This is a genomic window from Frondihabitans australicus, assembly GCF_003634555.1.
Taxonomy (GTDB): domain Bacteria; phylum Actinomycetota; class Actinomycetes; order Actinomycetales; family Microbacteriaceae; genus Frondihabitans; species Frondihabitans australicus.
In genome coordinates this window covers 2,540,988-2,553,939 of record NZ_RBKS01000001.1, presented here as the reverse complement: position 1 = coordinate 2,553,939, position 12,952 = coordinate 2,540,988, and the positions used below count along the sequence as shown (strand labels likewise).

At 69.1% G+C, this 12,952-nt stretch carries 13 protein-coding genes; 8 read left to right on the top strand and 5 right to left on the bottom strand.

Translation table 11 applies throughout. The features are described from left to right. Positions 1-108: 108 nt before the first annotated feature. Both C8E83_RS11980 and C8E83_RS11975 read right to left on the bottom strand, forming a co-directional pair. Entirely contained in the window at positions 109-1,122 is a 1,014-nt protein-coding gene (locus C8E83_RS11980; RefSeq protein ID WP_121370108.1) for a LacI family DNA-binding transcriptional regulator, read from the bottom strand. 57 nt (positions 1,123-1,179) lie between these two features. Next, positions 1,180-1,530: a YdeI/OmpD-associated family protein gene (locus C8E83_RS11975; RefSeq protein WP_121370107.1), complete on the bottom strand. Its 351-nt coding sequence runs from the start codon at positions 1,528-1,530 to the stop codon at positions 1,180-1,182. A 53-nt stretch (positions 1,531-1,583) separates the two neighbouring features. Here C8E83_RS11975 and C8E83_RS11970 point away from each other — a divergent pair, with 53 nt between their 5' ends. Continuing rightward, positions 1,584-2,930, top strand: coding sequence for a Gfo/Idh/MocA family protein (locus tag C8E83_RS11970; protein ID WP_121370106.1), 1,347 nt, complete (start codon positions 1,584-1,586; stop codon positions 2,928-2,930). On the opposite strand, the gene C8E83_RS11965 is transcribed toward C8E83_RS11970, so the two are convergent. Continuing rightward, positions 2,927-3,964, bottom strand: a complete 1,038-nt coding sequence (locus C8E83_RS11965) for a LacI family DNA-binding transcriptional regulator (RefSeq protein ID WP_147430167.1) — start codon at positions 3,962-3,964, stop codon at positions 2,927-2,929. The genes C8E83_RS11970 and C8E83_RS11965 overlap by 4 nt on opposite strands. A gap of 209 nt (positions 3,965-4,173) precedes the next feature. Here C8E83_RS11965 and C8E83_RS11960 point away from each other — a divergent pair, with 209 nt between their 5' ends. The 6 genes from C8E83_RS11960 to C8E83_RS20070 are packed head-to-tail and all read left to right on the top strand — an operon-like array spanning position 4,174 to position 10,199. Next, positions 4,174-5,457, top strand: a complete 1,284-nt coding sequence (locus C8E83_RS11960; RefSeq protein ID WP_121370104.1) for an ABC transporter substrate-binding protein — start codon at positions 4,174-4,176, stop codon at positions 5,455-5,457. A 7-nt stretch (positions 5,458-5,464) separates the two neighbouring features. Continuing rightward, positions 5,465-6,400, top strand: coding sequence for a carbohydrate ABC transporter permease (locus tag C8E83_RS11955; RefSeq protein WP_245981645.1), 936 nt, complete (start codon positions 5,465-5,467; stop codon positions 6,398-6,400). Next, the gene (locus C8E83_RS11950) at positions 6,397-7,305 is read left to right on the top strand and encodes a carbohydrate ABC transporter permease (RefSeq protein WP_121370102.1); all 909 of its coding nucleotides are present in this window, start codon (positions 6,397-6,399) and stop codon (positions 7,303-7,305) included. Before C8E83_RS11955 ends, C8E83_RS11950 begins: the two co-directional genes overlap by 4 nt. A 3-nt stretch (positions 7,306-7,308) precedes the next feature. Beyond that, the gene (locus tag C8E83_RS11945) at positions 7,309-9,084 is read left to right on the top strand and encodes a DUF5605 domain-containing protein (protein WP_121370101.1); all 1,776 of its coding nucleotides are present in this window, start codon (positions 7,309-7,311) and stop codon (positions 9,082-9,084) included. Next, on the top strand, positions 9,081-9,863 hold the full coding sequence (locus C8E83_RS11940) for an SDR family NAD(P)-dependent oxidoreductase (RefSeq protein WP_121370100.1): 783 nt from the start codon (positions 9,081-9,083) through the stop codon (positions 9,861-9,863). The genes C8E83_RS11945 and C8E83_RS11940 overlap by 4 nt, the downstream gene beginning before the upstream one ends. Before the next feature lie 3 nt (positions 9,864-9,866). Then, a complete protein-coding gene (locus C8E83_RS20070; protein WP_121370099.1) occupies positions 9,867-10,199 on the top strand; it encodes a GntR family transcriptional regulator in 333 nt (110 codons plus the stop codon). Here C8E83_RS20070 and C8E83_RS11930 read toward each other — a convergent pair. Then, complete coding sequence (locus C8E83_RS11930) at positions 10,167-10,802, bottom strand: ScbR family autoregulator-binding transcription factor (protein WP_121370098.1); 636 nt, start codon at positions 10,800-10,802, stop codon at positions 10,167-10,169. The genes C8E83_RS20070 and C8E83_RS11930 overlap by 33 nt on opposite strands. 4 nt (positions 10,803-10,806) lie before the next feature. Next, positions 10,807-11,391 carry a TetR/AcrR family transcriptional regulator gene (locus C8E83_RS11925; RefSeq protein ID WP_121370097.1) on the bottom strand — a complete coding sequence of 195 codons (585 nt, stop codon included), beginning with the start codon at positions 11,389-11,391 and terminating at the stop codon, positions 10,807-10,809. 158 nt (positions 11,392-11,549) lie between these two features. On the opposite strand from C8E83_RS11925, the gene C8E83_RS11920 reads away from it, so the two are divergent. Continuing rightward, positions 11,550-12,875, top strand: coding sequence for an MFS transporter (locus C8E83_RS11920; RefSeq protein ID WP_121370096.1), 1,326 nt, complete (start codon positions 11,550-11,552; stop codon positions 12,873-12,875). The last annotated feature ends 77 nt before the right edge of the window (positions 12,876-12,952 follow it).

Here is a 12,952-nt window from a genome sequence, read left to right as displayed (position 1 = left end):
ACTCCTTCGTGGATCACGGCGGCGGAGCCGTCGGTGTGCGAAATTGCCACGTAGCAATGCGACGTAGCAATTGGGAGTGTAGAGACGCTCGCGCGCACGCGCAAGGGGTTATTCGGCGGGGGCGCTCGACTCCCGCACGCGGAGCTCGAACGCCACGTGGCGACGCTCGACGCTCGCCCGCTCGGCGCCGGCGTCGATGAACTGGGCGCGGAGCATGTCCAGCGCATTGGCCGCGATCTCGTCGAGCGACGGGGCGACGGACGTCAGCGTGGGGAACCCGTGGCGGGCCTCGAGGGTGTCGTCGAAGCCGACGACGGCGCAGTCCTGCGGCACCCGGACGCCTGCGCGTAGCAGCGCTGATATCACGCCGAGCGCCAGGGAGTCGTTCATCGCGAAGATGCCGTCGGGCATCTCGTCGCGGGCGAGGAGTGCGGCCACGACGGCCTCCCCGGCCTCGTACTGCCAGGGCGCCGCAACGACGATAGCCTCGCTCGCGGGGACGCCACGATGCTCGAGCGCCGCGAAGTACCCCTGCTTGCGGAGCGACGCCGAGTCGAGCGACTCGTCGTTCTCGCCGACGAGGGCGACGCGCCTCCTGCCCGTGGCGAAGAGATGCTCGACGGCGGCACGCGCGGCCTTGCGGTTCGGGATCCCGACGTGGTCGACCGGCCCCTCGAACTCGTGGTCGCCGACGAGCACGAGCGGATACGGTGCGCGCTGCACGCTCTCGTCGGCCGAGCCGATGGTCACCGCCGACATGATCACGCCGTCGGTGAGAAGCCCCTGACGGCCTCGCAGGATCGCCAACTCGCGCTCGTGGTCACCGCCCGTGGTCTCGACCAGCACGTCCACCCCGAGGTCGCGCGCGTGCCGGATCACCGCCTCGGCGAGGTCGGCGAAGTACCGCTCGTCGAAGCCGGGGAGGGCGAGCGTGATCGCACCCGTCCGGCCGCTGCGGAGCTTGCGAGCGGCGGCGTTCGGCCGGTAGCCGAGAGCCGCGAGACTCGCTTCGACGCGGGCTCGAGTTGCGGGCGCGACGTTCGCGGAGCGGTTCACGACGTTCGACACGGTGCGCTGCGAGACGCCGGCGTGCGCCGCCACGTCGCCCATGCTGACCGCCACGAAGACCTCCCGTGACCATCATGGTCGCTCCGCCGACTCGTCGGCGACTCTGGCGCGTCACCACCCCAGCGCACGTCGCCCCTGGTCGGTGAGGCGCCCCTCGACGTCCAGCCGTTCTGCGATGGCCACATTGCGCGGCGACGCCGTGCCGCGCGACCGGCGCGGACCGAAGCGCTGCAGGTACGAGACCTCGTCGTACGACTTGCGCGTGCTCTCGCTCCAGCCGAACGCGATGCCCTCCTCCAGGAGCTCGGCGAACGTGACGCTGGGCACGTCCGCCCTCCCCGTGAACACCCTCACCCACACGGCGGCGTGAGTGGGCCCCGCCTGCGTCAGCCACGATCGCAGCTCGCCGACGGAGGCGAAGGCGACGATGTCGAGGCCGTCGGGGCCTTGCGGGAGGGGCATGCGCCGATCCTGCGCCCTGACGGGTCGCCGCGCCCGGCGAGTAGACCGGAGGCATGACCGCCGCCGCTCAGACCCCGCCCCGCCGCCGCTACGCCCTCGTCGGAGCCGGGAGTCGGGCGCAGACCTGGCTCGACGCGATCACGGGGTCGCAGTCCGATGTGGCAGAGCTCGTGGCGGTGTCGGACTGCAACGAGGCGCGCGCCCGGTGGCATCTGGCGAGGCTGGGTGACGCGGCTCCTGCGGCCCGATTCGTCAGGCCCGACGATCTGGCCGGGGTGATCGAGCGCGAGGCGATCGACCGTGTGATCGCCACGACGCCCGACTTCCGGCACGCGCACTACATCGACCTGGCCCTGCGGGCCGGAGCCGACGTGGTCGTCGAGAAGCCCCTCACCATCGACGCCGAGGGAGTGCGCACGATCGCGCGAGCCGTGGCGGAGACCGGTCGCGAAGTCGTCGTGACGTTCAACTACCGCTACTCGCCGCGCAATGCCGCGCTCAAGAGCGTCGTCGCGTCGGGCGCGATCGGCACCCCGACGGCCGTGCACTTCGAGTGGGTGCTCGACTCGATGCACGGCGCCGACTACTTCCGGCGCTGGCATCGCGAGCGGGAGCACTCCGGCGGCCTGCAGCTGCACAAGGCGTCGCACCACTTCGACCTCGTGAACTGGTGGCTCGGCGACTCGCCCCGCCGCGTCTTCCTCTCGGGCGGGCTGCGGTTCTACGGCGACGCGAACGCCGCGCGCCGGGGGCTCGGCGAGAGGCCGGCCCGGGGCACCCACGACGGCCCGACCGACCCGTTCCAGCTGGATCTGCGGCAGGATCCGCGCCTCCGAGCCCTCTATCTCGACGCCGAGCCGCTCGACGGGTACCTCCGCGATCGCGACGTGTTCTCGGCCGGCATCGACGTCGAGGACACCCTGTCTGCGGTGGTCGACTACACGGGTGGCGCGAGCATGTCGTACTCGCTGACGACGTATGCGCCCTGGGAGGGCTACCGCGTCGCGATCACGGGCACGGAGGGCCGGGCCGAGCTCGACGTGGTCGAGCGGGCGGCGGTGCTGCTCGACGGGGAGCGCGCCATCGACCCCAGTGCCGTCGCCGACGACGGGGGAGTTGCGGCGGCGGCGGCGCGCCGAGTCGGCGAGCGGCTGGTCGTGCAGCGGCTGTGGGAGGCGGCGCGCGAGGTGCCGATCGAGTCGGGTGCCGGCGGCCACGGCGGGGGAGACGCGCTGCTCATGAACGACGTGTTCCGTGGGCCCGGCGGCGATCCGCTCGGGCGCGCGGCGACGTGGGCGGACGGCGTGCGGTCGGTCGCCGTCGGCATCGCGGGTAACCGTTCGCTGCAGGACGGCCGGGCCGTCACAGTCGACGAGCTCGGCCTCGGCGTGCGCCTCTAGGTCGTCGCGGCCGCGGGAGCGCCAGTCGACTCGCGGACCGAGAGCACGGCCGGGATCACCTCGCGCGGCGTCTGCTCGACGTCGTGGATCCGGCCGAGGATCATCCGCAGAGCGGTCTCGCCGAGCTCCTCGAAGTCGAGGCGGGCGGAGGTCAGAGACGGGGCGAAGAAGCGCGCCTCGGGCATGTCGTCGACTCCTGCGATGGAGTAGTCGCGCGGCGCGACGAGCCCGCGCGAGCGCATGACGCTCATGAAGCCGAGGGCGAGCTCGTCGTTCGCCGAGAAGACGGCCGTGAACGTCGACGGGTCGGCCCGCTCGGCCCCGCTCGCGCCCGAGACGGCGTCCCACTCGTCGCACCGGACGATCGGCAGCTCGGCGATGCCCGCCGCCGAAAGCTCGTCGCGGTAGCCGCGCACGCGCTCGCCCGACTCGTTGCGGTTGCCGGGGCCGGCCAGATGCAGGATCCGGCGGTGCCCCAGCTCGATCAGGTGCCGCACCGCCAGGCGAGCCGCCCCGTACGAGTCGGCGTGCACGGTGTCGATGCCCTCGTACGTCACCTCCGAGAGCGACACGATCGGCACCGTGCGGCCGACCGCCTCGAGCAGCTTCTCGAGGCCGACGTAGGGGGTGCCGACGACGATGCCGTCGACCCGCACGGAGAGGAAGCTCTCGAGGGTGCGCGTGAACTCGCGCTGCGACGAAGGGGACTCAGGATCGAGGTCGAGCTGCGTCGTGAGAAGGGTCTGGCCCTCGGCCCTCGCCGCCCGGCTGATGCCGGTGAGGATGCCCGAGTTGCCGTAGTTCAGCGGCCCCATCGACAGGAAGCCGATCGCGTCGGTGTGCTGGGCGCGGAGGATGCTCGGCAGCTTGTTGTGCTGGTAGCCCAGCTCGCCGACGGCGCGCTCGATGAGGTCGCGGGTCGCGGGGGAGACGTAGCCGCCGGTGTAGTAGCGCGACACGGTCTGCGCGGAGACGCCGCTGGCGCGGCCGACATCGGCCATGCTGGGCCGCCGTCTGGGGCGTTCGGTCGCCACGGGGCCTCCTTCGGCGGGGGTCGATTTTCGCGATCATAACGCAGGAGGCGCAGGCACTCGGATCCTGCGCATACCCGTCGGAATTTTTTCGGCGACTACTTGTCAACCGGTTAGCCGCGCTCTATGTTATCCATAACGCAGTTCTGTTATGCGTAACACACAGCACACACTTCCGGGGTCCATTCCCCGCCCCCATCAAAGGAGATGACATGATTCGCAAGCGCGCAGGCGTGGCGATCGCCGCCACCGCGGCGGCCATCGCTCTCGTGCTCAGCGGCTGCTCGGGTTCGAGCGGCGGCGGCAGCAACGGCAAGGTCGAGCTGAGCTACTGGACCACGACGCAGCAGGGGCCGGCCGAGACCGGGCTCAAGTCGATGGTTGCCGGGTTCGAGAAGAAGTACCCGAACATCACCGTCAACGTCACCGAGAAGAGCACCGACAACCTCAAGACCGCCCTGCGCCAGGCGGCCGGCACGCCTGCGATGCCGGACATCTACTTCCAGTGGTCTGGCCTCGGCCTCGGCGGCACCTACGTGAAGCAGGGCGTCGACCTCGACCTCACCAAGTACTACAAGCAGTACGGCTGGACCTCTCGCTTCACGAAGACCGCACTCGCCAGCGTCACGCAGTACGGCGACTACCACGGGGTGCCGTACACGGCCGACGTCGAGGCGATCGTCTACAACAAGGCGCTCTTCGCCAAGGCGGGCATCACGTCGACGCCGACGACCTATGACGAGTTGGTAGCGGATGCGGCGAAGCTGAAGTCGGCCGGGATCACTCCGATCGAGTTCGGCGGCAGTGTGAACTGGTACGTGATGCGTCTGCTGGACAACCTGCTGGAGACGAAGTGCGGGTCGGCGACGTTCGACAAGCTGACCGCGCTCAAGGGCAACTGGGGCACCGAGTCGTGCGTGACCGAGTCGTTCGCGCAGCTCAAGACCTGGGCGACGAACTACTTCAACCCCGGCTGGGTGAGCGACACCGACGCCCAGGGCCAGACGGTCTTCTACCAGAAGAAGGCGGCCATGGCGCTCGAGGGCGACTGGTTCGGCGGCTTCCTCAAGCAGGCGAACTTCAGCCCGACCTCTGACCTCGGGGTGTTCCCGTTCCCGACCGGCACCGGCCGCATCTACGGCCTCCAGCAGGCGAACTACATCTCGAAGACGTCGAAGAACCCCGACGCCGCCGCGAAGTTCCTCAACTACTGGATGAGCGTGAGCGTGCAGAACAAGTACGCCGGCGACTTCTCGCAGATCCCCGTGGTGAACGGTGCGAAGGTCGGCGACAACGGCGTCGGCATCACGAAGGACTTCGTGGCGCTCGCAGGCAAGGCGACCGGTCAGTTCCAGAACAACGATCAGACGTTGCCTCTGGATGTGACGACGGAGTACTGGCGGATCATGAACGGGGTGGCGACGGGGTCGATCGCGCCGGCGGATGCGGGTAAGCAGATGCAGACGTTCATCAAGAACCGTTCGTCGTCGAACTGAGCCTGTCGTGACTGTTCTGAAGTCGAGCTCTCCGCGTCGCGGCACCACGCCGCGGCGCGGGGGGCGCCTCGCCCCCGGGTGGGCCGCGTTCCTGTTCGTGGTGCCCGCGCTGCTGCTGTTCCTGGTGTTCCTCGTCTATCCGATGGTCGACACCGTGGTGATGAGCTTCTTCTCCTGGAACGGGTTCATCACCACCTCCCCCGTCTTCGTCGGCATCTCGAACTACGTCAGGATCTTCACGCAGGATCCGGTGTTCTGGCCCGCGTTCCGCAACACCGTCATCTGGGTCGTGCTCTCGCTGCTCGTCCCGACGACCCTCGGTCTCCTGCTCGCGCTGGGCTTGAACCAGAAGCTGTTCGGCCGGAACCTGCTCCGCAGCGCGTTCTACATCCCCGCCGTGCTCGCGTCGATCGCGGTCGCGACGATGTGGGTGTGGCTGTACAACCCGCAGTCCGGCCTCATCGACGGGGTCCTGCACCAGGTCGGCCTGGGTTCCCTCGCCCACGACTGGCTCGGCGACGCGCACGTGGCCCTGTATGCGATCTTCGTCGCGTTCGTGTGGCAGACCGCCGGGTTCAACATGGTGCTCTACATGGCGGGCCTGCAGAACGTCCCCGACGAGTTGGTCGAGGCCGCGAAACTCGACGGTGCGGGGAAGTTCCAGATCTTCCGCGCCGTGACCTGGCCGGCGCTGCGCCCGACGACGATCATCGTCGTGGTGTTGACGATGATCTCGTCGCTGAAGGTGTTCGACCTCATCGTCGGCACCACCGGCGGCGGCCCCGCTCAGTCCACCCAGGTGCTGGCGCTGTGGTCGTATCAGCAGTCGTTCTCGAACCACGAGTTCGGGCTCGGCAACGCGATCGCGACCGTCCTGTTCGCCGTCAGCCTGGTCCTCGTCGTGCCCTACATGCTCTGGACCTTCAAGGGAGACAAACAATGAGCTCCGCTCTCGAGTCCGTGCCCGTCATCACCGATCAGCGCCCGCACACCACGGCCACCGTCGCCACGCCGAACCGGCGGAAGACGCAGTGGGGCCTCGTGGGCCTGTGGATCGGCCTGGTGATCGCGGCGATCATCTGGATCATCCCGTTCCTGTTCATGTTCCTCACCAGTGTGAAGAGCCAGGCGGACGTCTCCAACCTCGCCCCGTGGGCGCTGCCGTCGCACTGGGAGTGGGGTAACTACGCCGCGGCCGCCGCGACCGGCAACATCTGGCAGTCCGGGCTGAACAGCCTCATCATCTCCGTCATCAAGGTGCCGCTGGGCCTGTTCATCGCCGCGCTTGCCGCGTTCTCGATGTCCCGGTTGAAGTTCCGGTGGCAGCAGGGCCTGCTCGGTGTCATCGCGCTCGGCGCCCTCATCCCCGTCCAGGTCGCGTTGGGCCCGCTGTTCTCCACGATGCTGAACCTGAACCTGTTGAACACGAAACTCGGGCTGATGCTGCCGTACCTCGCGTTCGGCATCTCGTACCAGATCTTCATCCTCTACGGGTTCTTCAAAGCGATCCCCGAAGACCTCGACGAAGCCGCCCGCATCGACGGCGCCTCGAACTGGCGCCTGTTCTGGCAGGTCATCCTGCCGCTGGCGAAACCGGCCCTCGCCGCCCTGTTCATCCTCGACTTCGTCGCGACGTGGAACGAGTACCCGATGGCGTTGACGCTGCTGCAGACCACGAACGAGTTCACGATCCCCCTCGGCATCACGAACTTCCAAACCCAGTACGGGTCCAACTACCCGCAGTTGAACGCGTACATCATCATGTCGATCTTCCCCGTCCTGATCGTCTACCTCATGTTCCAGAGATACTTCGTCCGCGGAGCCCTCGCCGGCGCCGTGAAAGGCTGACCCATGACCTCCCCGACCAGCCGATTCCACGCGGGATCAGCTCTCTTCGACGTGCTCCGCGACCACGAGGCCGCCGGCGTCCTGCGCCGTCACGCCCCGTCGATCGTCGAGTCCACGCTGCTCCACACCTTCCACGCGCAGCCGCTCGGGCTCGTGCTCGAGACCGAGGACTCGCTGACGGCGAGCGACCGGGAGGCGATCCTGCGTGAACTCGAGACCATCAAGGCGCCCGTCGCCGAGATCGCGGGCAGGACCCCTCCCGTGCCGCCGTCGCAGGACTACGAGGCCGACGACGTGGCGATCGGGTCGGCCAGAGTCACGCACGACGAGTCTGTCGCCCGGTGGACCCGCTTCGAGATCCGCCTCGCGGGGCCGTCGCACGGCAACCCGTTCGTCGACGTCGAGCTCACGGCCCGCTTCTTCGGGCCGGGCGACGAGGTGCGCGACGTGCTCGGCTTCTACGACGGCGACGGGTCGTACGTGGTGCGCCTGCTGCCCGACGTCGAGGGGTCATGGCGCTTCGAGACGGCGAGCAACGCCCGGTCGCTGAGCAGGATCCGCGGAGGTTTCACCGTGACGCCCGCCACCTCCGACGGCCCCGTCCGCGTCGCCGACAAATACCACTTCGCCTACGCGTCGGGGCGTCGGTACCTGCCGATCGGCACCACGAGCTACGCCTGGACCCATCAACCCGACGAGCTGCAGGACACCACCCTGCGCACGCTCGCCGAGTCGCCGTTCAACAAGCTCCGCATGTGCGTGTTCCCGAAGTCGTACACGTTCAACAGCAACGAGCCCGAGCGCTTCCCGTTCGACCGGCGCGACGACGGGGCGTTCGACCTCGAGGCGTTCGACGTCGACTACTGGCGCCGACTGGAGCACCGGATCGACCAGCTGGCCGAGCTCGGCGTCGAGGCCGACCTCATCCTCTTCCACGCCTACGACCGCTGGGGATTCTCGACGATGGACGCCGCCTCGGACGACCGCTACGTCCGCTACGCCGTGGCGAGGCTGGGTGCGTTCCGCAACCTGTGGTGGTCGCTCGCCAACGAGTTCGACCTGCTCTTCGACAAGTCCGAGGCCGACTGGGAGCGCTGGGCGCAGATCATCGAGACCTGGGACGCCGCACAGCACCCGCGCTCGATCCACAACTGCCGCATCGTCTACGACCAGTCCCGCCCGTGGATCACCCACGTGAGCATGCAGCGGACCGACATGTACAAGACGTCGGAGATGACGACAGAGTGGCGCCGCACCTGGGGCAAGCCGGTCGTCGTCGACGAGGCCGCCTACGAGGGCGACATCGACCAGGGCTGGGGCAACATCTCCGGCGAGGAGATGACCCGGCGATTCTGGGAGGGGGCGCTGCGCGGCGGGTACGTCGGCCACGGCGAGACCTACGTCGACCCCGACGAGATCCTCTGGTGGGCAAAGGGCGGCGAGCTGCACGGCGAGAGCCCGGCGCGCATCGGGTTCCTCACCCGCTTCATCGAGGAGAGCCCGGCCGGCGTGCTCGAGCCCCTCGAGACCGAGTGGGACGCCACCGTCGCCGGCCGACCCGGCGAGCAGTACCTCTACTACTTCGGGTTCGGCAGGCCGCGGTTCCGTCGCTTCTTCCACGACCCGCAGTTCGCCTGGAGGGTGGAGGTCATCGACACCTGGAACATGACCGTCGACGAGCTGCCGGGCACCGCCTCCGGCCGCTTCGTCGTCGACCTGCCCGCGCGCGCCTACATGGCCGTCCGGCTGACCCGCGTCGACACCGGGGCCGGCGAGTGACGGGGCGGCTCACCGGCAAGACGGCGCTGGTGACGGGCGCAGGATCCGGGATCGGTCGAGCCATCGCGGACGCCTTCGCCTCCGAGGGCGCCCGCGTCGTGTACGCGGACCGGGACTTCGAGGCGGCGTCGGCGGCGGCCTCGGCGGCGGGTGCCGCTGCTCCTGCGACCACGGGTTCGACTCTCGCCGTGGCGGTGGACATCGCGGACGAGGCACAGGTCGAGGCCGCGTTCGCGTCGGCCGTCGGCGCCGGGTTCACGCCCGACGTGGTGGTGGCGAACGCCGGAGTGCAGCTGTTCGGGCGCGACGCCAAGACCGCCGACGTCTCGCTCGAGGCGTGGCGATCGACGATCGACGTGAACCTCACGGGCACGTTCCTCACGGTGAAGCACGCCGTGCGGACCTTCCTCGCCTCAGGCTCGCGCGGCTCGATCGTGTGCACGGGCAGCCCGACCGGTCTCAACGGCGAGGGAGCGGATTTCGCCGCCTACTCGTCGAGCAAGGGCGGCATCCACTCGCTCGTGCGCGCGACCGCGATGGCGTATGCCGCGGACGGCATACGCGTCAACACGGTCGTGCCGGGCTACACGGAGACCGGCCTCGTCACCACGATCTCGGGCGACGCCGAGGCTCGCGCCGGCATCGTCTCGCGCACTCCGCTCGGACGGCCCGGGGCACCCTCCGACGTCACCGGCATCATGACCTACCTCGCGAGCGACGAGGCGGGCTTCGCCACCGGGGCGATCTTCCGCGTCGACGGCGGCATGACGAGCCTCTGAGCCATGGGCGCATCGGGGGAGAGGCTGCTCGTCGAGCCACACCGGGGTCGGGTCTCGGTCGCGGCGCTGGCCGCTCTCGAGCTGGCCGAGGCGATCCGGGCCGCAGGAGCCGCGGCGGGCGCAGGCGGGCGCCTCGCGTCACGCGCCGAGCTGGCCGCGCAGCTCGGGGTGACCGAGTCGGCGGTGAGGAACGCCCTCACCGTGCTGGAGGTGCTCGGCATGGTCGAGGTGCGCTCGGGATCCGGCACCTACGTGGTCGACGTCGGCGCCTCGCACGGCACCTGCCCGGTCTGCGGCGCCGTCTCAGCTCAGGATGGACGCCGGCACGCCGGATAGCTCTGCACGCCGATCGGGCGCCACGAGGGCCGGTGCGAGCAGCACCTCCCACAGGTTCAGGACCTGCTCGAGCAGGTCGGCGTGGCCGGTGCGGATGTCGGAGACCATCTGCACGCCCGAGTAGGCGGGGATCAGCATCGACGCCACCACGCCGGCGTCGAGGTCGGAGCGGAACGAGCCCTCGGCGATGGCGGCGGCGATGAGGGGCGTCACCGAGGCGATCCAGCCGTCGTACGGCGCCTGCTGCTCGAGCTCGCGGGCACCGGTCTCCGTCGTGAGGCGGACCCCGGCGCGCACGACGACCTCGTCGCGCATCTGCTCGGCGAAGGCGCGGCTCATCCAGACGAGCTTCTCGTACGCCGTGGTGCCGCGGTCGACGGCGGCCACGGTCGACGCGGCAGCGATGTCGAACTGGAGGGCGATGACCGCGTTCGCGAGCTCCTGCTTCGAGGCGAAGTGGTGGTAGAGCGCGCCCTTGGTCACGCCGGCGCGGGCCGCGACGTCGTTGAGCGTCGTCTGCGGGTAGCCGCGCTCGGTCAGGACCTCGGCCGCCGCCTCGATGAGGCGTCGTCGGGTCTCCTCGGCTCTCGCCTGGACGGCCATGGTGCTAGAGGAGCCTTTGCAGGAGCGCGAGCGTGCCGGCGATGTCGATCCGGCGGTCCAGGAGCCACTGCACCTGGAGGCCGTCGAAAGCGGCCATGATGAGCGACCCGACGAGCTCGAGGTCGGTGTCGGAGTGCCGGCCCGAGGCTTCGAGCTGCTCACGGAGCTCGCGTGCCAGGGTTGCGCGACCGGACTCGAAGCGCTCGACGAAGAACTCGCGCGACACGTCGTTGCCGGGCTCGACGGCGGTGGCCAGCATGTTCGTGTAGAGCGTGACGAGGCCGGGGACCTTCGCGTTGTCGTCGGCCGCCGCGGTCATGCGCTCGAGGACGCCGTCGATGCCCTGAACCCGTCGGGTCGACTCGACGTCTCGCTCGCGCAGCACCTCGACCAGGAGCGCCTCGCGCGAGTCGAAGTAGTGGGTCAGAGCGGCGTGCGACACCCCGATCGCCTCGCCGATCGCTCGGAGCGACGTCCCGTCGATGCCGCGAGACGCCACGACGTCGAGCGTCTTGTCGAGGATCTCGCGTCGCCGTCGCACGCCCTTGGCGTACGGACCGCGAGTGCCGGCGGCGGTGTCGTTGGTCATCGAGGGAACACTACCCCGGGCTCTCCGGAGAGCCGCCGAAGAATCTCTTCTCAAAACTTCCACTTGGAGGTTTTCGGTGCTAGCGTCTCCTCCTGAGCCTGGCATCGCCAGGGGACCAGATCGGGCGAGAGTCGCCCCCTGTGGCTCGAGGAGGAGTCATGTCGACACCGACGTCAATGGAAAACCCCGCTGAAGGTCTTGCGACCTCCGGCACGATTCCCTCCGCGCTGCTGGACGAGGGCATCACGCAGCCCGTGGCCACGCGGAAGGTCACGAAGCTGTACCTGTTCGCACTAGCACTCGCCCAGTTCGGGCTCTTCTTCGCCCTGCTGGCGCCGATCTACGTGAGCCTGTCGCTCAAAGCGCAGCAGATCGCCCCGAACGACCCGTCGTCGATCGTCGGCTCGGTGCTCTCGGTCGGCGCGTTCGGCGCCCTCTTCGCCAACCCGCTCGCCGGCGCCCTCTCCGACCGCACGCGCACCCGCTGGGGTCGCCGTCGCCCGTGGATGGTCGGCGGCACCATCGTCTTCGTTGGCTCGTTGGCGTGGATGGCGTTCGGGCACACGCGCACCGACCTCATGCTCGCCTGGCTGCTCGCGCAGGTGTCGGCCAACGCGGTGTTCTCGGCGATGACGGCGAGCTTCGCCGACAACGTGCCCGAGATCCAGCGCGGTCGTGCCTCGAGCCTCATCGGTCTCGCGCAGAACGTCTCGGCGCTCGCGGGCCTCTACCTCGCCGTCTACCTGGCCGGCAACATTCCCGTCCTCTTCATCGCGCCGGGCATCTTCGCCATCGCGGTGATCCTCTTCTATTCCTTCATCGTCAAAGACGAGCTGCCCACCCACAAGCTCAAGCGCTTCACACTGCTCAACATCGTGAGCTCGTTCTGGACGAACCCGTTCAAGCACCGCGACTTCGGCTTCGCCTGGTGGGGCCGATTCCTCATCATCTTCGGCACCTACATGTTCACGACCTACCGCCTCCTCTACATGGAGGACAGGATCGGGCTCGGTGCCACCGCAGCCACGGCCGCCGTCGCCTTCGGTGTGCTGCTCTACACGATCGCGCTCCTCGTCTCGACCGCGATCTCCGGCTGGGCTTCCGACCGGCTCCAGCGCCGCAAGGTCTTCGTCTGGACGTCGACAGCGCTCACCGCCGTCGGTCTCATCGTGCTCGCACACTCGACCACGATCGGCTCCTTCTACACGGCCGAGGTCATCATGGGCTTCGCGTTCGGCGCCTACCTCTCGATCGACACGGCGCTCGTCGTCGATGTGCTGCCCAACGCCGACCGCCCCGGCAAGGACCTCGGCGTGCTCAACATCGCCAACGCGCTGCCGCAGTCGCTGGCCCCGGCGTTCGGCCTCTTCCTCCTGCACGTGGGCAGCAGCGCCGGCGGCAACTACACGCTCATGCTCTGGGGTGCCGGCATCGCCGTGATCCTCGGCGCACTCGCGATCTTCCCGATCAAGTCGGTGCGCTAGCCGCACCCGCCTCGGGCTCGCACCCACCCCGTGCGACTCCACCCGCGCCGACCCACCGGCCGACGCCGTCACAGAAA

What these genes read in the sequence shown, in the direction of transcription:
- C8E83_RS11950 (WP_121370102.1), top strand. Translation starts at nt 6,397, where the DNA reads ATGAGCTCCGCTCTCGAGTCCGTGCCCGTCATCACCGATCAGCGCCCG.
- C8E83_RS11945 (WP_121370101.1), top strand. Translation starts at nt 7,309, where the DNA reads ATGACCTCCCCGACCAGCCGATTCCACGCGGGATCAGCTCTCTTCGAC.
- C8E83_RS11930 (WP_121370098.1), bottom strand. Translation starts at nt 10,802, where the DNA reads ATGGCCGTCCAGGCGAGAGCCGAGGAGACCCGACGACGCCTCATCGAG.
- C8E83_RS20070 (WP_121370099.1), top strand. Translation starts at nt 9,867, where the DNA reads ATGGGCGCATCGGGGGAGAGGCTGCTCGTCGAGCCACACCGGGGTCGG.
- C8E83_RS11975 (WP_121370107.1), bottom strand. Translation starts at nt 1,530, where the DNA reads ATGCCCCTCCCGCAAGGCCCCGACGGCCTCGACATCGTCGCCTTCGCC.
- C8E83_RS11920 (WP_121370096.1), top strand. Translation starts at nt 11,550, where the DNA reads ATGTCGACACCGACGTCAATGGAAAACCCCGCTGAAGGTCTTGCGACC.
- C8E83_RS11960 (WP_121370104.1), top strand. Translation starts at nt 4,174, where the DNA reads ATGATTCGCAAGCGCGCAGGCGTGGCGATCGCCGCCACCGCGGCGGCC.
- C8E83_RS11970 (WP_121370106.1), top strand. Translation starts at nt 1,584, where the DNA reads ATGACCGCCGCCGCTCAGACCCCGCCCCGCCGCCGCTACGCCCTCGTC.
- C8E83_RS11925 (WP_121370097.1), bottom strand. Translation starts at nt 11,391, where the DNA reads ATGACCAACGACACCGCCGCCGGCACTCGCGGTCCGTACGCCAAGGGC.